Below are 19,652 nucleotides of genomic sequence, written 5' to 3' on the forward strand. Positions count from 1 at the left end.
GTCTCTCTATTTTACATTGACCAGTACCTTGATCTTACCGGTGTTTCCGCTGAACTCCTGGAGCGCTTTGCCAATCACCTGACCAGGTTTCACTTTATTCAGATCGGCCTTCATGGCGTAGCCAGCCTTGCTGGATGTCACCAGCAGATCTCCCCGGTGGATAACTCCATTTTCATCACAGACCTTGGTAGGAATCACACCTATTACCCCCATTGGTACCTTGGCAGACAAGTCCTTGTCAATGTCTTCTTCTGTGAGTAACACGCCCGGTTTGGTGGCATAAACACCCGCTACGAGAGCAGAATATGGCTCAGCTGATTTTTCTATCATCCGGTCGCCATCTGTGGCAATCACCAACACATCTCCCGGTTCGTAAGCATTGGCAGCGCCTTTTACATCAAAGGCTTCCGCCACGTCTGCACCGCTGTTTTGTGTACCACCATTGAAGAAACCTTTTCCGGTTGCATCTATGCGCGCCACATTAACAGTACCGGGGTTGCCAGCTTTGAATATGGCTATATTGGAGCTGGTATTATGTTGTTCTACCAGTATTACCGGGTTGGTGTTGGCACTGTTAAAGTTCACTATTCGTGCGGCCCTTCCGGTGCTAAAATTAGGAGTCCAGGCAAACAGGGCATTTCCATTTCCATCTACAGTAGTTTCCACTCCATCACCATTATTTGCGGCATTTGCGGTAATACCGTTGCCATTGCCGTTGGCCAGCGCTATCAACGCAGGGCCATTACCTCCCGGGTTGGAGGCGTAGAACAATCCTGCAAAACCACCAGTACCGGAAGACAAGCCATAAATCCCAGCGGTACCAAAGTTGGCAAATTGGGAGTTGACCTCGCCCTTCACAGCAGGAGAAGTTCCTGTTACCTTGTCTACTTTGAAATTACCGGCAATACCATTGCCTATGGTAGTTGCGGTGATGACATCACTTGTATTAGCGTCATTAAAAATATTGAAACGACCTGCCCGACCAGTAGCAAAGCTTGGAACCCAAGCATACAATGCATTCCCGGCGCCGTCTATATTGGCTTCTACTGCATTCCCGTCCTTACTTGCGTTGGCGGTGACAGCATTTCCATTGCCATCAGTTATAGCTACTAAAGCTGGCCCATTGCCACCCGTGTTGGAGGCATGGAATAGTCCGGCAAATCCCCCTGTGCCGGAGGATATGCCAAATATGCCCGCTGCACCAAAGTTGCCGAAGATCGTCTTCACTTCGCTTCTTACGCCAGCAGCCACGCTGTTGTTGTTATTTACAAGGAAAGATGCGGCATTGCCCTGGGTGTTATCGGGGATATTGCCGTTACCATTGGTTTCTACTTCAAAGGTGTTGCCGGCTGTATTGGTATTGTTGAAATTTTCAAATCTTCCGGCACGCCCCGTACTGCTATTAAGACCTACCTGACCGTATACGCCGATTCCTGTACCGCTGGTGTTGGTGGCAACAAAGCCGCGTACGCCATAGCCGCCACCGTCGTTACGACCTACTACAGCAGCTGCAATATCACTGGTGGTACGGCCTACCACTGCTTCTCCGCCGCCGGTATTATCGCCCACTATACCGGCAGATGTTGATGCAGAAGCGACCCCATGAACGCCGAAACCTGCACCGGCAGAACTAAACACACCTGCACCATTGCCCGTAGTAGAAACATTTACTGCGGTTCCATTACCTACTGTACTTACACTGAGGGCATTGTTGTTATTAGCATTGTTGAAAATAGAGATGCTGGCCGGAATACCGTTATTGGAAGTGGCTGTAAGCCCGGTTCCGGAGTTGCTGTTGGCATATACGCCAATGCCATTTGCACTGGCATTACCATAAACGCCCAGCCCGTTAGGGGTGACACCATATACCCCCCAGCCAGAACCATTTTGAGAGCCATATACACCGATGCCAAGTCCGCCGGTACCGTTATTGATGCCTCTTACTGCGGAAGAGAAACCTCCCGGGGTGGTAGAGGTTACGATGCCTCTGATAGCAGCGATATTGCTGGTTGCAGTGCCATTGGTGCCTTCCAGGGAGGTGCCGTCTCCGGCGTTATTGATAGAAAAAAGTGTAACGGCGTTATTCTCATTGGCCACAAATGGGAGTGTCAGCCCACCTCCTACGGCGCCTGCAGCCCATTGTACCCCGTCGAATTTTAAAACCTGGTTGGCCAGTGGGGCTGTGTTACTCACTGGAATTCCCTGTAGGCGTACTACTGCCGGAGCCGGATAAGTACCGCTGAGATCTCCGCCAGCAGGCCCATTGGGAGGTAATGCAGCCGGGATTACGCCTGGCGCCAATTTGCTGAGGGTTACAACGCCATCAGCAATAGACGGATTTGGGTAGGACCCGGTTAAATCGCCTCCGGCGGCAATTCCGTTAATGTTTCCAGCTGGTCCTACAGGCCCTTGTGGCCCGGCAGGCCCCACAGGCCCGATAGATCCTGCTGGTCCCATTGCTCCCGCAGGTCCGATAGGTCCTATAGGCCCAATTGGTCCTGCTGGTCCGGTTGGTCCGGTTGCACCAACTGACCCTTGGGGCCCTGCCGGCCCTGCTGGTCCCTGAGATCCCGGAGGGCCTTGTGGTCCGGCTGGGCCAGGGGTGCTGTTAGCTGCATACAGCGCAAAAGGAACGCTGGCAAGCTGGGACGTGCCCAGGGTTTGGAAGTTGTCCATCCCTACTGCCACTTCCACCTTTACGAACTGGTTGGCATTAGCCCAGGGGACTCCTGCAAATGTACCGGTTACAGGGCTTCCATTGCCTATCAGCAAGGTAAACAGGCCGAGCTGGTTGGTGGTTACATCATGTGTTTCCTGGTATTGTACTGGTCCTGCGTCTGAGCCACCCAATATGGATATTCTGACTTTCAGCGCCTGGTTGGCCAGTACGGTGCCGTTATTGTTGCGTGCTACTGCCTGGTAATTGATGCTTTTTAAGCCATTCTGACCATTGGCCAGTTGGAGCATCGTTACCAGGAAGATCATTGATAGAAAGTATCTCTTTTTCATAGATGCTGTCTTTAACGAGATAAACTGCGGTTACTGTTTTGTTTTTTTGGGGTTGGATTCCTTTTCCGGTGCCGCACCTCCCTGGTTGGCAGGTAGCGGAACTGCTTTTATCTCCGCTTTGGGGGTTTTCGCTGCTGCTTCCCCGGATGAGGCGTCTGATGGTATGGAAGAAGAATTGCCTTTGTTATTGGGAGCACGCAAGAGAGACTTGTTTTTGACTGCCTGCCCTTTGCCTGCTTTATAATCAGTGAAGATGCTTTCCTTTACAGAATTGCCGCGGAGCGTTGCCTCTTTCGGAGCGGCTTCCTGCTTGTGTAATCTGTTGTAATCCTGCTGTAGATCGGGGAAGAGCCGGTCCTTGGTTTTCTGCTGGGCATCGGTCTTGACAGCGAAGGCAGTCAGCAGGAGAACAGAGAGAATAAATAGTTTCATATGGGTGATTTTGAAAGTAAACAGAATTTGTCATGGCTTACCGGCTGTTATTACCGTTGATGTTATAAACCAGGGAGAACTTAAGTGTTCTGCGTTGTCTCAGACTGCCGTCTGTAGGCAGGAGATATGCTACGTCCAGCTGTAGGTTTGAGAAGCGGACACCAAGACCTGCTGAAAAATGCTGGCGGTATCCTTTGTTCGGATGCTCATAGAAATAACCTGTCCTGGCAAAAAATGCCTGTCTGTAGGTATATTCAACACCGGCTCCTACAGTGAATTCCCGGAGTTCCTCACTAAAGCCGCCGGGGGCATCTCCAAAAGAGGAAAAGATAGCATCCACAACACCTCTGTTGGGGTCTTTTCCTTTCAGGATCTGATTGGTTTCTATACCGTTCGAATCAAGTGCATAAAGCGGAGGGGTAGGTACCAGCAGCTTGTTGATATCGAGCGCAATGGTGAACTCATGTTCGTTGGTATGAACAAACGTATAGCCGCCACCGATACGGAGATTCATCGGAAGAAAACTCCTGCGGGTATTATCGTCTGTATACTGTAGTTTGGAACCGATATTGGTAAGGCTGATGCCAAAGCTGTAACGGTTGCCGAAATCCAGTTTGTCTACGCTGTTCTGGTAGTAGTAGCCAATATCACCGGCTACTGCTGATGCAGGTTTTTGCTGAAGACCGTTGAATGAGCCTTGTCCCAGCTGACTGCGTACATACCGGACGGAAATAGCCAGGGACATATGTTCTCCAAGTTTTCTGGCATAGGCTGCATCTACGGCAAATTCCCGTGGATTATAGTCTTGCAGTACTGTGCCGTTGTCGTCTCTGAACGTAACCTGCCCGTAGTTGAAGTATTTCATGGAAATACCTATCCCTTCTCTGTTCCGCCAGTTCTTGTAGGCAGATACGTAGGCCATGTTGGATTGATTGTTATTCAGCTCCCACATCCAGGGTGAATAACTGGCGCTTACACCCCAGTCGCCGGCAAATACAATTTTCGCTGCATTGGAAAAAAGCGAATTGGGATCGGGAGAGAGTCCTGTGGTGGCGTCTCCCATGCCACTGCTGCGGGCATCCGGATTGACCAGCAGAAAGCTCGCGCCGGTATTGGGCGGTTTTTGCATCCCTTTCTGCGCCGCCAGGGGCAGAAAGGCAAGCAGAAGGCCTGAAAGGATGATGGTAAAATTATACCGTTTCATGTTGTCAGCTTTTCTGATTTAGCAGGAGTGTTCCTGCGGAGTTATTGTACAATGAGTTTTTCGAAGAACACGAAGTAATTCACCTTGAGCATGATGGTGTAAATGCCTGCTGCAAAATGATTTACAGGTAATACCACCACGGTTTTTCCGGCGCCCATCTGTTTGTACTGGCTGAAAAGCGTTTGCCCGGCCGTGTTGATAACCTCGATGGTTACGGCTGCATCAGAGAGCAGGTCAAACTGGATTTTGGTGCTGGTGGCTGCCGGATTGGGGAAGATGATATATCCTTTTACAGGATTCACTCCCGGCGGGAGTTTGGGCAACTCTTCCGGTTGCTGAAAACCCTGGGTGAGGAGTGTCCGTCCGTCGGTGATGGTTGTGATAACAGGTTCTCCAATGGTATACTGTATCCTGGCATTACTTAATGTTCCGCTGCCTCCACCGGAGGCCATAACCTGCCGGTTCAGGATCAACTGGGCGCTGGCAGCAGTGCATAAGAATATCAGCACTGATAGCACCAGCAGACATTTGGGGGTAGATGATCTCATATATAACGGTTGATAGATAATACACTCGTATCAGATGTCAGACTGGGGTTACTCCCGAATGATCAGTCAGATGGAGCAGCTCAACGACGATTAGGATAATGACTACAGCAGTGTGTACAGTTTCGCTACATGTGATCTGTTGGGGAGTAAACAAAAACAATCTGTTGATTCTGGTATTAAATCTTCAGGAACCAGCCTAAATACACTTAATTGACAATCTGCGCTCTTGGGGTTGGCAAGGTTATACTGAAAGGTGTTATTGACCGCTAATTTGACAGAATTATTGCTGAATTAAAATGCAGAGTTTCTTTTTGGCAGGATTTAATGAACATTTGGTAGATACCGGGCTAAAATTGGTTACGATGGGGATACTTATATTTGTATTGTCTAATGTATTGAAACGCCCGTGTTCGTTAATAAGAAATAACATTTTGGCAATGTAACCAGGTTTTATTTATTGTTAAAAATAAATTACCTTTGCCCCCCAAATTGCATTATTTAGTCATTTTACTATTATGGCAGACTTAAGATTTCAAAGGAACTTTGGTATAGCTGCGCACATTGATGCGGGTAAGACCACTACCACAGAGCGTATCCTGTATTATACAGGAAAATCCCACAAGATTGGTGAGGTGCACGAGGGTGCTGCTACCATGGACTGGATGGCACAGGAGCAGGAAAGAGGTATTACCATTACATCTGCTGCTACTACCTGTTTCTGGAATTTCCCGACATCACAGGGCAAAGCTCAGGCTGATACCAAACAATATAAATTCAACATCATCGATACTCCGGGTCACGTGGACTTTACCGTAGAGGTAGAGCGTTCACTGCGTGTACTGGATGGTCTGGTGGCACTGTTCTGCGCTGTATCCGGCGTTGAGCCTCAGTCTGAAACCGTTTGGCGTCAGGCGAACCGCTACCGTGTGCCCCGTATCGGTTTCGTAAATAAAATGGACCGTTCCGGTGCAGACTTCCTGAACGTGGTAAAACAGGTAAAGGAAATGCTGGGTGCTAATCCTGTTCCCCTGACCCTGCCTATCGGTGCTGAAGACACCTTCAAGGGCGTGGTTGACCTGATCACCATGAAAGGTATCATCTGGGATGAAGAGGGTAAAGGTGCTACTTACCAGGAAGTTGAAATTCCTGCCGATATGAAAGAAGAGGCAGAAGAGTGGAGAGCTAAACTGGTTGAAGCGGTAGCTGAATATGATGATACGCTGATGGAGAAATTCTTCGAAGATCCCAACTCTATCTCTGAGGATGAGATCCACGAAGCTATCCGTAAAGCTACCATCGATATCGCCATCATTCCGATGATGTGTGGTTCTTCCTTCAAAAACAAAGGTGTTCAGAAAATGCTGGATGCGGTATGCCGCTACCTGCCTTCTCCAATGGACATCGAGGCAGTAAAAGGTACCAATCCTGATACTGGCGAAGAAATTGAGCGTAAACCAGATGCAAAAGAACCATTTGCTGCACTGGCGTTCAAGATCATGACTGATCCTTTCGTAGGTCGTCTGGCGTTCTTCCGCGCTTACTCCGGTCACCTGGATGCAGGTTCTTACGTACTGAACACACGTACCGGCAGAAACGAGCGTATCAGCCGTATCATGCAGATGCACGCTAACAAACAGAACCCTATCGATTTCATCGAAGCTGGTGATATCGGTGCGGCTGTTGGTTTTAAAGATATTAAAACCGGTGATACCCTGTGTAACGAAGATCATCCAATCGTATTGGAATCTATGACCTTCCCTGAGCCGGTTATCCACATCGCTATTGAGCCTAAAACTCAGGCAGATGTTGATAAAATGGGTATGGCTATCGCTAAACTGGTAGAAGAAGATCCTACCCTGAAGGCGAAAACTGACGAAGAAACCGGTCAGACCGTATTGAGCGGTATGGGTGAGCTTCACCTTGAAATCATCGTTGACCGTATGCGTCGCGAGTTCAAAGTGGAAGTAAACCAGGGTGCTCCTCAGGTAGCTTACAAAGAAGCCCTGACTGCTAAAGTTGAACACCGTGAAACGTTCAAGAAACAAACTGGTGGTAAAGGTAAATTTGCCGATATCCAGGTTGAAGTTGGACCTGCTGATGCTGAATGGCTGAAAGAAAACGACGGTAAAGCATTCCAGTTCATCAACGATATCTTCGGAGGTTCTATTCCAAAAGAATTCATCCCTGCAGTTCAGAAAGGTTTTGAAGCTTCTATGAACCAGGGTGTATTGGCCAACTTCCCGCTGGTGAATCTGAAAGTACGTCTGTTTGATGGTGGTTTCCACGCGGTTGACTCCGATGCTATGTCATTTGAGCTTTGCGCTAAACAGGCGTTCCGTGAGGCAGCTCGTAAAGCCAAACCAGTACTGCTCGAACCAATCATGAAAGTGGAAGTACAGACTCCTGATCAGTACATGGGTGATGTTACAGGTGACCTGAACCGTCGTCGTGGTATGCTGGAAGGTATGGACTCCAGGAATGGTGTACAGGTTATCAAAGCAAAAGTTCCGTTGAGCGAAATGTTCGGTTACGTAACTCAGCTGCGTTCCCTGTCTTCTGGCCGTGCTACTTCTATCATGGAGTTCTCTCACTACTCTCCGGCTCCGAACAACGTGGCTGAAGAAGTGATCGCTAAAGTGAAGGGTAAAGTAAACGCTTAATCTTAGCTTCTTAATAATACAGAAAGGTTGCCCCCGCTGTAGCGGGGGCAACCTTTTTTCATGTGTTTGGTACAAGGTCCTGTTATTCAGGACCTTTTTTTATATAGGCAGTAGAGGGATTATCATTTTCATGCGTCACTATTTTAGAAATTCGGATTTAACCTGTGTGTTTACTGATAGCTGACTGAATATGTACGTAGAATTATTACAAGCACCTCCTGCAACTGTTAAATATGAATCGCTGGAGCAGGTTACACTGACTCCAGGCCTGGACCTGATTCTGCCCTGTTGGAACCCTTCAGGGGCGTGGGTGGAATCGCTGGTCAGGCATTATGCAGAGGTTACTGCGCTCATGGGGCCGGTGCCGGTTCAATTGATCCTGGTGAATGACGGGTCTACCCGGAATTTTACGGAGGAGCAGATGGCTTTGCTCAGGGATGTTATCCCGGGTATTGCTATTGTCAGCTATGAACAAAACCGCGGCAAGGGGTATGCTGTACGCGAAGGGGTGAAACAGTCGAAATATGCTTTCCAGGTATATACAGACCTGGATTTCCCGTTTGGCGTGGAGGCTGTGAAAAAAACCTACGACCAGCTGCAGCAGGGAATTGACGTGGTAGCAGGAGAGAGGGGGGCGGCCTACTTGAAGGAATTGCCGCGCAAGCGTCGTATCATTACCCGGATCAGTCGCATGATGAACAGGACACTGCTCCGTTTAAAAGTAGATGATGCACAAGCCGGTCTAAAGGGTTTTAATGCCCATGGAAGGAGTGTGCTCCTCAATACCCGCGTTGATGGTTTCCTCTACGATAGTGAGTTTTTATACCATGCCGGTAAAAAGCCACATCTGAAAATAGGCGTTATTTCAGTATTTTGCCGCCCCGGTATCCGGTTCTCCTCTTTCAGGGTAAAACTCCTGATGAAAGAACTGAGGAATTATGTCCGGATAATCACCAGTGCAAACGCCGCTTAACTTATTTATGAAGCAGGAGAACAGGATTCTGATCAGTGTAGATGTAGAAGAATTTGATATACCGGAGGAATTTGGCCAGCAGGTGCCTTTACAGGAGAAGCTGGAAATCTCGAGAAAGGGGCTCCAGGCAACCCTGGACCTTTTTGAGAAATACCAGGTCAGAGCCACTTTTTTTATCACCGCATACTGGGCACAGCATTATCCTGAACTGATCAGAAAGATGGCCGCCCAACATGAGATTGCTTCTCATGCTTATTATCACAGTTCTTTTACAGATGCAGACCTTGAAGGGTCAAGGCTGGCACTGCAGGAGATAAGCGGGCAACAGATCCGCGGTTTCCGCATGCCGCGGCTCCGCAAGGTGAACATGACCGCTCTCAGAGATGCAGGTTATATTTATGATGCCTCAGTTAACCCAACCTGGCTGCCGGGTCGTTATAATAACTGGCATCTTCCACGGACTATGTACCAGGAAAATGATGTCTGGATCATACCATCGTCTGTTTCTCCGATCGTAAGATACCCGGTATTCTGGCTGAGTGTAAAAAATGCACCGTTGTGGATAACCCGCCACTTCTCCAGAGCTATTCTGAGAAAGGATAAGTATCTGTCTTTCTATTTTCATCCCTGGGAGCTGGTAAATATCCAGGAATATGCTTTACCGGCATATATCAAGCGTATCTGTGGCACGCGGATGCAGGACAAACTGGAAGGCTTTTTGAGATTTTTACAACAACAGGGGCAGTTCTGTGCTCACATTGACATGCTGCAGTAAAAATTTCAGCAAACAACATAGGAACCACAGGTGTTATAGTTTTTGTACCGGGGAAAATTGGTATCGAGAGGATGCTTGTAGCCGGTGACCAGAATCTTTTTATATTTTTTTTAACAAAAGGGCTCTTATTAAGTTCATTTTCAGTAGTTTTGCGACAATATAACAGTAACGGTTATATGTTGTGATTGTTTGAGTACTATAAGTATAATTCCCATTATCCCCCTGCCTTTTTTAAAAGCTCATTAATCCTTTGGCTAAAGCCGGCTATAGATGCAAAACGCAAACGCCCTTGTGTTTTGTTGTAGCTGTTATTTGTTCATTCAGCATGCTATTTGTTAAAACTAAAAAACAGACTATGAAAAAAATTCGTCTATTAACCCTGGTTGCATTGGGAGTTTTGTTTGGCTCTGTCGCAAACGCACAAATTCAGAAAGGCAACCTGATGGTTGGCGCTGATCTTACTAACATCAATTTCACTTTTCAGAAGCAAGGCAATGCATTTGATTTCAACCTCTCCCCCAAAATTGGTTGGTTCATTATGGACGGTCTTGCGATCGGTGGGTATGTTAATTTTGGTGTGAACACTACAAAGAATAAAGACACCGATGTAAAAACATCCAGCACAAATTATGGTGTAGGTGCATTTGCCCGTTATTTCTTTGAGGATAAGAACATCAGGAAACTTGAATTCTCCAAGAGAGTGCGCTTCTTTGCAGAAGCCAATGCGGGTATTGCAGGTACAAACCCGGCGAGCGGGGCTTCTACCAATGGTTTTAATGCTGGTATAGGACCCGGTATTGCTTATTTTATTACACCGAATGTGGGCCTCGAAGGATTGCTGAAATATGATCTGACTGTAGGTGGAGGTAACTCTACCACTGCAAACAGAATTGGTCTGCACGTGGGTTTCCAGATCTATCTCCCGTCTGCAAAAGCTAAGCAGATCTACAGAGAAGAGAAGGGAAGAAAATAATTTTACTGGCAACAAGAAAAAGGGCGCTCCGGTAGCAATAGTAATTGCTGTCGGAGTTTTTTATTTGGACTCCTGTCGTATTTCAGCATGGTTGGTACAAAATATAATTCAATGATTATATGTGGGTGCCTGCATAAGTACGCTTGTTCAGCGGATTGAACAGCAATGATTTTCATTCTGGTAAATGAACAAAATGAACGGTTGTTATTCTCTCAATAGCCTTTAATTTTAAATCCGACATCAACAATGATGCTTTTGTTTAACGGAGCATTATTAGCGAGACAACCAAAATGGGATTGCCGAAAACCATGTAACAGAGTAGGCGCTTATTTGAAAAACCTTTGATTATGTCTGATTTGCTGAATCAATTGCTGGGTACAATTTTAGGCCTTATACGGTCTCTGCTGGGAGGTCTTTAATCTGACCTACCTTTAAGGGAAGAATTATTAGATAATAAGTTACTAGACTATCTTTCTCCCTTACGATCTTAATGCTCCTCTTCTGCTGTAAGCGGAAGAGGAGTTTTCATTTATACAATTAACAGACATCAGGATTAAAAAACTAAAGCAAACGTAGCCTTTAAAAAGTTCAAAGCGTGCTTCTACTCCCTTTGATAATCGAATGAGAGACGAAGGAGAGGTGGACTTGATGTCTGAATGAGCGGTGGGGCTCAGGATTGAACACCTTTTGTCTTTTAATAGCACAGTACGTTAGTGAAATGACGTAAACATGATAATTAAATAATGACGTTTATTTTATATGGATTATCGGCCGAAACTGTTCACAGTAAAGGACTGAATAAAATGATTAATGATCTCTAAAATGAATAAAATGAACGGGCTTAGTTTGAGATATTGCTTTTACTTTTATAATCAAATGGTTATTTCCTTCATTCCATTAACCGCTGGGATTGCCGAAAACCAGTAACGAATAGAGTAGGCACTTACCTGAAAAACCTTTATTTATGGATCTGCTGAATCAAATATTGGCGCTTATAGTAACGCTGCTGAATAGTGTGTTGGGCGGACTGGGTGGAATAACAGGGGGTATATAATTTACCTGCCTTAAAGAAGACGAACTAATAGAGTTACTAAAGACTCCCATACGACCTCAATTGACTCCTCCTGTTATAAACGGGAGGAGTTTTTAATGTAGGCTCTTCTTTAGTAGTATGGAATCCGAATTATAATTGATCACTTCGGTTTCGCGCAAAAGAATGGTGATTGATTGGAAACAATGTTTATACCATGCTTTAATCCGCTCACTTCCTGAAAGTTTATTTTCTCTTACAAATAATAGCTGGGATTGCCGAAAACCAGCAAGAAAAGAGTAGGCGCCACCAAGAAAACCATGTCTTATGGATTTACTGACTTCACTGCTGAACTTGCTTTTTGGGCTACTTAAAAATCTCTTGAATGGATTGGGTGGGGGCTTGCCCTTGTAGCGGTAGTTCAAATGAAATATTGGAATGGTATCAGGAGACTATCCCCGGGAGGGAGGTCTCTTTTTTCTGGGAGGAAACAGTATTTATTCCTCGGTGCTTCAAAAAAATTGGATTTTTTTGGTTTTGATTTTTGTTTTCCTATATTTGTCGGCACTAGAGCATGTTAACTTAAGCTAAGACTTAAAGCTCACAAAATGAATGTTTTCGGAGGCCAATTTTACTAACTCCCTGCTACATACCCCACTTATTTGTAGATGCGGCAAGGCTTTGCCGGTCATCTTTTTACATTTTTCCTGAGAATTATTTGCCAAATAGAAAAATGCGGGTTACCTTTGCCCTCCCAAATTGTAAATGGGAAAAAAAGAAGAAGTTCATTGCATATGTCTCAGAGAATAAGAATCAAGCTGAAGTCCTACGATCATAACCTGGTAGACAAGTCTGCTGAGAAGATCGTTAAAACCGTGCGTAACACGGGTGCCGTGGTAACAGGTCCTATTCCTTTACCAACAGAGAAGAAAATTTTTACGGTATTGCGTTCTCCGCACGTAAATAAGAAAGCGCGCGAGCAATTCCAGTTGTGTACTCACAAGCGTCTGTTGGACATTTACACGTCTTCTTCAAGGACGGTGGATGCTCTCAGTAAGCTGGATTTACCTTCTGGGGTAGAGGTTGAAATTAAAGCATAAGGACAACAGCAAGGCTGGGCAAAAGGCCCGCCTTTAATTGATTTATGGTTGTTGCTGTTTATCAGTATACAACAATTTTAACAAATTTAACATAGGTCGCGCCTTCTGGGCGGCCGCCCAATAAATGTATTTAAACCGCCCATCCTGGGGATAGCTAGAGATCCCCCAGGCGCTGGGTAAAATCATATAAAAAATGAAAGGTATTATTGGTAAAAAGATTGGTATGACCAGTATCTTCGAGCCTAATGGCAAGCAGGTTGCCTGCACCATTATCGAGGCTGGTCCCAACGTTGTAACACAGGTAAAGAGCCTGGAATCAGATGGTTACAATGCAATTCAGGTTTCTTTCGGTGAAAAGAAAGAGAAGCACACCACTAAAGCAGAAAGCAGTCACTTCGCGAAAGCAAGCACCTCTCCCAAACGTTTCGTAAAAGAATTCCGTAATCCGGATGTACAGAAAGCCCTCGGCGAAACTATCACTTGCGAGATTTTCTCAGAAGGTGAATCAATTGATGTAGTAGGCACTTCCAAAGGTAAAGGTTTCCAGGGTGTTGTAAAACGCCACGGTTTCTCTGGTGTGGGTGAAGCTACCCACGGTCAGCACGATAGAAGCAGGGCTCCTGGTTCTGTTGGTGGATCATCTTATCCTTCCCGCGTTTTCAAGGGTATGCGTATGGCTGGTCAGACAGGTAATGAAAGAGTGAAAGTGAAAGGTCTGAAGATCCTGAAAATATTCCCTGAAAAGAATTATATCCTGGTAAGTGGTTCCGTTCCCGGCCACAATGGTTCAATCGTTTTAATCCAGAAGTAACATGCAAGTTGATATTTTAAATATAGAAGGTAAGAAAACCGGAAGGTCTATTGAACTTCCCGAGGAGATCTTTGGTGTTGAGCCTAACAACCACGTTATTTACCTGGCTGTTAAACAATACCTCGCTGCTCAGCGTCAGGGTACTCACAAGGTGAAGACCAGAGCTGAAGTGAAAGGTGCTTCCCGTAAACTGCACAAACAGAAAGGTACTGGTGGTGCCCGTAAAGGTAACATCCGTAACCCGTTGTATAAAGGTGGTGGTACCATTTTCGGTCCCAAGCCGCACAGCTGGAGCATTAAGCTGAACAGAAAAGTGAAAGATCTGGCTAAGATCTCTGCGCTGTCTGTTAAAGCTAAGGAAAACAGCATCATCATTATAGAAGATCTGGCCCTGCAGGCTCCAAAAACCAAACAATTCGTTGGTATCTTAAAGAACCTGAACATCAATGTAGAAGGTAAAAAGACAATGTTCGTTACTCCTGAGTACGTTGACAATGTTTATCTGTCTTTAAGGAACATTCCTACTGTGGATGGCGCCGTGCTGAGTGATATCAATACTTATGACATCATGAACAGCAACTACATTGTGTTTACAGAAAGCGCTGCTAAAATCTTCACAGAAGAGCCAGCAGAAGCGTAGGATGTTAAAAACCAATTAAATAACAAAGCTAACAGCTAACAGCTAACAGCTATAAGCTATAAAGAGATGAAACTTTCAGACGTTTTAATCAAACCGGTAGTATCCGAAAAGGTGAATAAAGCCACCGAAAAATTCAACCGCTACTACTTCATTGTTGACAAAAAAGCCAACAAACTGGAGATCAAGAAAGCAGTGGAAGAGTTTTACGGTGTATCTGTTGCGGAAGTAAATACTGCCGTAATGCCAGGTAAAGCTAAATTCCGCTTTACTAAAGCCGGTTTCATTGCTGGTAAGAAGCCTGCTTATAAGAAGGCGATCATTACCCTCGCATCTGGCGAAACTATAGATCTGTATGCTAACATGTAGTGCCGTTCTGGCCTAAACAGCCGGGATGTGGATGTATATACAGATCACGATTAATATTTATCAATAACATTTAACTTTTTAGGAAGTAATGGCACTGAAGAAGTACAAACCGATGACAGCTGGTACCCGTTGGAAAATAGGCAACGCTTACGCTGAGCTGACCACGGATACCCCTGAAAAAAGCCTCCTGGAGCCTGCAAAGAGATCCGGTGGTAGAAACGCACAAGGTAGAATGTCGATGCGCTACATCGGTGGCGGTCACAAGAAATCCTACCGTGTGATTGATTTCAAACGCGAAAAGGTAAACATTCCTGCTACAGTTAAGACGATCGAGTACGATCCTAACCGTAGTGCATTTATCGCACTGGTAAGTTATGCAGATGGTGAGAAACGTTACATCATTGCTCCCCAGGGTCTGCAGGTAGGTAGCACTGTAATCAGTGGTATTGACGTAGCTCCTGAAGTAGGTAACGCACTCCCGCTGAAAAATATGCCACTGGGTACTGTTGTGCACAACATTGAGTTGCAGCCTGGTAAAGGTGGTGCTATCGCAAGAAGCGCCGGCGCTTATGCACAGCTGTCCAACAAGGAAGAAAAATATGCAGTATTGAAAATGCCTTCCGGCGAACTGCGTAAAGTATTAAACAGTTGTATGGCTACAGTTGGTACAGTTTCCAACTCAGATCACGCTCTGCAGTCTATCGGTAAAGCCGGTGCTAACCGTTGGAGAGGTATCCGCCCCCGCAACCGTGGTGTGGCAATGAACCCTGTGGATCACCCGATGGGTGGTGGTGAAGGTAAATCTTCAGGAGGCCATCCGAGATCAAGAACGGGTAAATATGCGAAAGGTCTGAAAACCAGAAAGCCGCATAAGAGCTCTGACAAACTGATCATCAGCAGGAAAAACGGTAAAAAATTATAATATTTCGGAATCCGGGCTCCGGAAGTAACACCCCGGAACCCGGAATTGGAAAAATCATAAATAAGAAGACATGGCTCGTTCCATAAAAAAAGGTCCTTACGTAGACCAGAAATTAGAAACCAAGGTTGAGAAAATGAATGCCGGCACCAAACGCACCGTTATTAAAACATGGAGCCGCCGTTCTACTATCACTCCTGATTTCGTTGGTCACACTTTCGCTGTTCACAATGGCAACAAATTTATTCCTGTTTATGTAACGGAATTCATGGTTGGTCATAAACTGGGCGAATTTGCACCTACACGTAACTTCAGAGGACACGCTAACAAGAAAATGTAAATTATAGTCTGAGGTTTGAGGTTTGAAGACAGGTTCAAGCCATGATCTCAAACTCCAGACGTCAGACACTAAATAATAAAAGAAATTAATAACAATGGAAGCAGTAGCTAAGCTGAATAATAATCCTACATCTACCCGCAAAATGCGTTTGCTGGCAGACTTAATCCGTGGTCTGGATGTGGAGAAGGCTTTGAATATTTTGAAATTCCATCCAAAGCACCCAAGCGTACCTTTAGAAAAACTGTTGGTATCTGCTATCGCAAACTGGAAAGTGAAGAACGAAGGTGCCAGGGTAGAAGACGCTAACCTGATTGTAAAAACCATTTTTGTTGATGGCGGCCGCACACTGAAAAGAATGCGTCCGGCTCCACAGGGAAGGGGTTACCGTATCCGCAAGAGAAGTAATCACGTTACGATTGTGGTGGATGCAAAAAATGCACAGTAGAAATTAAAACTATTAAACTAATAGACAAATAACCAGAACATGGGTCAGAAAACAAATCCTATTGGTAACAGGTTAGGTATCATCAGAGGATGGGACTCTAATTGGTATGGCAGCAAGAAAGATTTTGCTACCAAACTGATCGAAGATAACAAGATCAGAACTTATCTGAACGCCCGTATCAATAAAGGCGGTATCTCAAGAGTTGTGATCGAAAGAACTTTAGGTAAGTTGATTATCACTGTTCATACTTCTAAACCTGGTATCATCATAGGTAAAGGTGGTAACGAAGTTGACCGCATCAAGGAAGAGCTGAAGAAACTGACAGGTAAGGAAGATGTTCAGATCAACATTCTGGAAATCCGCCGTCCTGAAATGGATGCTAACATCGTTGCTGAAACAATCGCCAAACAAATTGAGAGCCGTATCAACTACAAACGCGCTATCAAAATGGCTATTGCTACTGCACTGAGAATGGGTGCTGAAGGTATCAAGATTAAAGTGAGCGGTCGTCTGGGTGGTGCTGAAATTGCGCGTGCGGAAGAAATGAAACAGGGCCGTGTTCCTTTGCATACTTACCGTATGGATATTGATTACGCTTCTCTGTTTGCTTAAACTGTTTATGGTAAGATCGGTATCAAAGTATGGATCTGTAAAGGTGAAGTACTGGGTAAACGTGATCTGAACCCTAACGTATTAACCGGCAAAGAAGGTGATAACCGTGGCGGTGGCCGTGAACATGGACATGGTGGCGAACGTCGCGATCATGGCGAACGCAGAGAACGTGGTGGTGAAAGAAGAGGCGGTGATAACCGTGGCGGTGGTCGCAGATAATCCCTGCGCCTGAAGCAATCATTAACAATTACTATTAACATTAACAAAATAGACGATGTTACAGCCAAAAAGAACGAAACACAGGAAGATGCACAAAGGCCGCATCAAAGGGAACGCTAAAAGAGGCGCTACCCTCTCCTTTGGTACATTCGGTCTTAAAGCATTAGAACCTAAGTGGATCACTGACAGGCAGATCGAAGCTGCCCGTGTGGCCCTGACAAGGCATATGAAACGTGAAGGTAACGTGTGGATCCGCATATTCCCTGACAAACCTATCACAGCTAAGCCTTTGGAAGTGAGGATGGGTAAAGGTAAAGGTGCTCCTGACCATTGGGCAGCAGTAGTTAAACCAGGTAGGATTTTATTTGAGGCAGACGGCGTTCCTTTACAGGTAGCGAAAGAAGCAATGGAACTCGCAGCGCAGAAACTGCCCATCAAAGTAAAATTTGTAACCAGCCGCGACTACGTTGCTTAATTACAGGTACATTATAACAACTATAAATCCGGGCAGCTACCATGGTAGCTTACCGATCCAAATTAAATACAAATGGCAAAAGAAAAGCTGGATCTGAAAGGCCTGAACGAACAGGAACTCCAGGAGAAAATCTCCGCTGAGCAACTGCGTCTGAAGAAGATGACATTCAGTCATGCAATCACGCCTATCGAGAATCCCATGAGCATCCGCTCTGTAAGACGCGATATTGCACGTATGCAAACTGAACTGCGCAGGAAACAACTGGGCTTCTAAGCATTAGTATAAAAATTTCAGACCTCCGTTAAAGAGGGTAAAATACTTTCAACAATGACGACCGAAAGAAAATTAAGAAAATCCAGGATAGGTGTGGTTTCCAGCAACAAAATGGATAAAACCATTACTGTAAAGGTGGAGCGTAAAGTGAAACACCCGATCTATGGTAAATTCGTTAAAAAAACTACCAAATTCATGGCGCACGACGAGAAAAACGAGTGCAGCATCGGCGATACCGTGAAAATCGCGGAAATCCGCCCTCTGAGCAAGAACAAATGCTGGAGATTGGTAGAAATAATCGAAAAAGTAAAATAATTTTTTATTTGTTTCAAGCTGCAGCCGGCAATCCTGGTTCCAGCCGCTGACTAAACAAACTCAAATCTCATTACGATGATACAACAAGAATCAAGGCTGAGCGTAGCTGATAACAGTGGTGCCAAGGAAGTACTTTGCATCCGTGTATTGGGTAACTCCGGCCAGGACTACGCTAAAGTAGGCGACAAGATCGTGGTTACTGTAAAGGATGCAATTCCTGGTGGTGGCGCGAAGAAAGGTATGGTTACTAAAGCCGTAATCGTAAGAACCAAAAACAAATTACGTCGTAAAGACGGTTCTTATATCCGTTTCGATGATAACGCGGTTGTACTGCTGAACAACTCAGACGAACCTCGCGGTACCCGTATTTTCGGTCCGGTTGCACGTGAGCTGAGAGACAAGGGCTATATGAAAATTATCTCCCTGGCTCCTGAGGTGTTATAAAATATTGTCGATTTTGGGATTTAGGGAGTTTTTGGATTTTGTGCCAAAAAATACCAAAATCCCAAAATTTGTAAATATTTCTTATCTTTGCAGCCCGTTTGCAAAACGAGAAAAAACATTAATCAAGCGAAACAACTGTTTCGCTTGGCGTTTATAAATAAATCAAAGTAATGAAAACTAGATTTAAGCCTAAATTCAACATTAAGAAGGGCGACCTGGTGGCGGTTATTGCCGGCGATGATAAGGACAGGACTAAAGCGCGTAAAGTGCTGGAAGTTCATCCTGAGAAAGGCCGTGTTCTTGTAGAAGGCGTGAACATTATTACCAAGCATACAAAGCCTACTGCTCAGAATACCAAAGGTGGTATTGTAAAGCAGGAAGCGCCTATTGCGATCTCCAACGTGATGCTGTGGGATGCTAAAGCTGGTAAACCTACCAGAGTAAGCAGACAGAAAGAAAATGGTAAAACTATTCGTATCGCTAAAAAATCAGGGGAGGTAATTAAATAATGGCAAACACTACATATACTCCGAGACTGCAGAAAAAATACAAGGATGAAGTTGCAGCTGCACTGATGAAGAAATTCAACTACAAAAGTGTAATGCAGGTTCCCCGCCTGGTAAAGATATGCCTGAACCAGGGTATCAACGGTGCTGTTGGTGATAAGAAACTGGTGGATATCGCAGTAGACGAAATGACCCGTATCTCCGGTCAGAAAGCTATCGCGACTATGTCTAAAAAGGATATCTCCAACTTCAAACTCAGAAAGAACATGCCTATCGGTGCTCGCGTAACTCTCCGCAGTACAAATATGTATGACTTCCTGGATCGTCTGGTTTCTGTTTCCCTGCCTCGCGTACGCGACTTCAAAGGTGTAAACGAGAAAGCATTCGATGGTCGTGGTAACTACACCATGGGTATCACTGAACAGATCATCTTCCCTGAAATCGACATCGATAAAGTAACAAAAATGTCCGGTATGGATATCACTTTCGTTACTACGGCTAAAACCAACGAAGAAGCTTACGAGCTGCTGAAAGAAATGGGCATGCCGTTCAGGAACATGAAAAAAGATAATCAGTAAATCGA

General features: G+C 45.3%; 23 protein-coding genes. 18 read left to right on the forward strand and 5 right to left on the reverse strand.

The window, feature by feature from the left end:
* Nucleotides 1-6: 6 nt before the first annotated feature.
* The 4 genes from VM802_RS25080 to VM802_RS25095 are packed head-to-tail and all read right to left on the reverse strand — an operon-like array spanning nucleotide 7 to nucleotide 5,193.
* On the reverse strand, nucleotides 7-3,009 hold the full coding sequence (locus tag VM802_RS25080; protein ID WP_325535846.1) for a beta strand repeat-containing protein: 3,003 nt from the start codon (nucleotides 3,007-3,009) through the stop codon (nucleotides 7-9).
* A 30-nt stretch (nucleotides 3,010-3,039) separates the two neighbouring features.
* Complete coding sequence (locus VM802_RS25085; protein WP_325535848.1) at nucleotides 3,040-3,441, reverse strand: hypothetical protein; 402 nt, start codon at nucleotides 3,439-3,441, stop codon at nucleotides 3,040-3,042.
* A 37-nt stretch (nucleotides 3,442-3,478) separates the two neighbouring features.
* Nucleotides 3,479-4,645, reverse strand: coding sequence for a type IX secretion system outer membrane channel protein PorV (gene porV / locus VM802_RS25090; protein ID WP_325535850.1), 1,167 nt, complete (start codon nucleotides 4,643-4,645; stop codon nucleotides 3,479-3,481).
* Between the two features lie 41 nt (nucleotides 4,646-4,686).
* A complete protein-coding gene (locus VM802_RS25095; protein ID WP_325535852.1) occupies nucleotides 4,687-5,193 on the reverse strand; it encodes a T9SS type A sorting domain-containing protein in 507 nt (168 codons plus the stop codon).
* 515 nt (nucleotides 5,194-5,708) lie between these two features.
* On the opposite strand from VM802_RS25095, the gene fusA reads away from it, so the two are divergent.
* The 12 genes from fusA (at nucleotide 5,709) to rpsC (ending at nucleotide 16,837) form a co-directional block, all read left to right on the forward strand.
* Nucleotides 5,709-7,853 (forward strand): elongation factor G, encoded by a 2,145-nt coding sequence (fusA, locus tag VM802_RS25100; protein ID WP_325535854.1) that lies wholly within the window; start codon nucleotides 5,709-5,711, stop codon nucleotides 7,851-7,853.
* A 190-nt stretch (nucleotides 7,854-8,043) separates the two neighbouring features.
* Nucleotides 8,044-8,826, forward strand: a complete 783-nt coding sequence (locus tag VM802_RS25105; RefSeq protein WP_325535856.1) for a glycosyltransferase — start codon at nucleotides 8,044-8,046, stop codon at nucleotides 8,824-8,826.
* 7 nt (nucleotides 8,827-8,833) lie between these two features.
* Entirely contained in the window at nucleotides 8,834-9,601 is a 768-nt protein-coding gene (locus VM802_RS25110; protein WP_325535858.1) for a polysaccharide deacetylase family protein, read from the forward strand.
* A 355-nt stretch (nucleotides 9,602-9,956) separates the two neighbouring features.
* Nucleotides 9,957-10,574 (forward strand): outer membrane beta-barrel protein, encoded by a 618-nt coding sequence (locus VM802_RS25115; RefSeq protein ID WP_325535860.1) that lies wholly within the window; start codon nucleotides 9,957-9,959, stop codon nucleotides 10,572-10,574.
* A gap of 1,698 nt (nucleotides 10,575-12,272) precedes the next feature.
* Nucleotides 12,273-12,704 carry a 30S ribosomal protein S10 gene (gene rpsJ, locus VM802_RS25120; protein ID WP_524537100.1) on the forward strand — a complete coding sequence of 144 codons (432 nt, stop codon included), beginning with the start codon at nucleotides 12,273-12,275 and terminating at the stop codon, nucleotides 12,702-12,704.
* Between the two features lie 193 nt (nucleotides 12,705-12,897).
* Nucleotides 12,898-13,515: a 50S ribosomal protein L3 gene (gene rplC / locus VM802_RS25125; protein ID WP_325535862.1), complete on the forward strand. Its 618-nt coding sequence runs from the start codon at nucleotides 12,898-12,900 to the stop codon at nucleotides 13,513-13,515.
* A gap of 1 nt (nucleotide 13,516) precedes the next feature.
* The gene (gene rplD, locus VM802_RS25130) at nucleotides 13,517-14,155 is read left to right on the forward strand and encodes a 50S ribosomal protein L4 (RefSeq protein ID WP_325535864.1); all 639 of its coding nucleotides are present in this window, start codon (nucleotides 13,517-13,519) and stop codon (nucleotides 14,153-14,155) included.
* Between the two features lie 66 nt (nucleotides 14,156-14,221).
* A complete protein-coding gene (gene rplW, locus VM802_RS25135; RefSeq protein ID WP_325535866.1) occupies nucleotides 14,222-14,521 on the forward strand; it encodes a 50S ribosomal protein L23 in 300 nt (99 codons plus the stop codon).
* Nucleotides 14,522-14,609: 88 nt separating this feature from the next.
* Nucleotides 14,610-15,443 (forward strand): 50S ribosomal protein L2, encoded by an 834-nt coding sequence (gene rplB, locus VM802_RS25140; protein ID WP_325535868.1) that lies wholly within the window; start codon nucleotides 14,610-14,612, stop codon nucleotides 15,441-15,443.
* A gap of 70 nt (nucleotides 15,444-15,513) precedes the next feature.
* A complete protein-coding gene (rpsS, locus tag VM802_RS25145) occupies nucleotides 15,514-15,780 on the forward strand; it encodes a 30S ribosomal protein S19 (RefSeq protein ID WP_325535870.1) in 267 nt (88 codons plus the stop codon).
* 94 nt (nucleotides 15,781-15,874) lie between these two features.
* Nucleotides 15,875-16,225, forward strand: coding sequence for a 50S ribosomal protein L22 (gene rplV / locus VM802_RS25150; RefSeq protein WP_325535872.1), 351 nt, complete (start codon nucleotides 15,875-15,877; stop codon nucleotides 16,223-16,225).
* Nucleotides 16,226-16,264: 39 nt separating this feature from the next.
* Entirely contained in the window at nucleotides 16,265-16,837 is a 573-nt protein-coding gene (gene rpsC, locus VM802_RS25155; protein WP_524537101.1) for a 30S ribosomal protein S3, read from the forward strand.
* Between the two features lie 81 nt (nucleotides 16,838-16,918).
* On the opposite strand, the gene VM802_RS32525 is transcribed toward rpsC, so the two are convergent.
* Complete coding sequence (locus VM802_RS32525) at nucleotides 16,919-17,074, reverse strand: hypothetical protein (RefSeq protein ID WP_325535874.1); 156 nt, start codon at nucleotides 17,072-17,074, stop codon at nucleotides 16,919-16,921.
* Nucleotides 17,075-17,111: 37 nt separating this feature from the next.
* Here VM802_RS32525 and rplP point away from each other — a divergent pair, with 37 nt between their 5' ends.
* From rplP to rplE, 6 genes are all read left to right on the forward strand, one after another.
* A complete protein-coding gene (gene rplP / locus VM802_RS25165) occupies nucleotides 17,112-17,531 on the forward strand; it encodes a 50S ribosomal protein L16 (RefSeq protein WP_142685977.1) in 420 nt (139 codons plus the stop codon).
* A 72-nt stretch (nucleotides 17,532-17,603) separates the two neighbouring features.
* Nucleotides 17,604-17,804, forward strand: coding sequence for a 50S ribosomal protein L29 (gene rpmC, locus VM802_RS25170; protein WP_325535877.1), 201 nt, complete (start codon nucleotides 17,604-17,606; stop codon nucleotides 17,802-17,804).
* Between the two features lie 54 nt (nucleotides 17,805-17,858).
* Nucleotides 17,859-18,119 (forward strand): 30S ribosomal protein S17, encoded by a 261-nt coding sequence (rpsQ, locus tag VM802_RS25175; protein WP_325535879.1) that lies wholly within the window; start codon nucleotides 17,859-17,861, stop codon nucleotides 18,117-18,119.
* A 75-nt stretch (nucleotides 18,120-18,194) separates the two neighbouring features.
* A complete protein-coding gene (rplN, locus tag VM802_RS25180; protein WP_078666984.1) occupies nucleotides 18,195-18,563 on the forward strand; it encodes a 50S ribosomal protein L14 in 369 nt (122 codons plus the stop codon).
* A 170-nt stretch (nucleotides 18,564-18,733) separates the two neighbouring features.
* Nucleotides 18,734-19,072, forward strand: a complete 339-nt coding sequence (rplX, locus tag VM802_RS25185; protein WP_325535882.1) for a 50S ribosomal protein L24 — start codon at nucleotides 18,734-18,736, stop codon at nucleotides 19,070-19,072.
* Nucleotides 19,072-19,647, forward strand: a complete 576-nt coding sequence (rplE, locus tag VM802_RS25190) for a 50S ribosomal protein L5 (protein WP_325535884.1) — start codon at nucleotides 19,072-19,074, stop codon at nucleotides 19,645-19,647. The genes rplX and rplE overlap by 1 nt, the downstream gene beginning before the upstream one ends.
* The last annotated feature ends 5 nt before the right edge of the window (nucleotides 19,648-19,652 follow it).

The organism is Chitinophaga sp. (genome assembly GCF_035538455.1).
Classification (GTDB): domain Bacteria; phylum Bacteroidota; class Bacteroidia; order Chitinophagales; family Chitinophagaceae; genus Chitinophaga.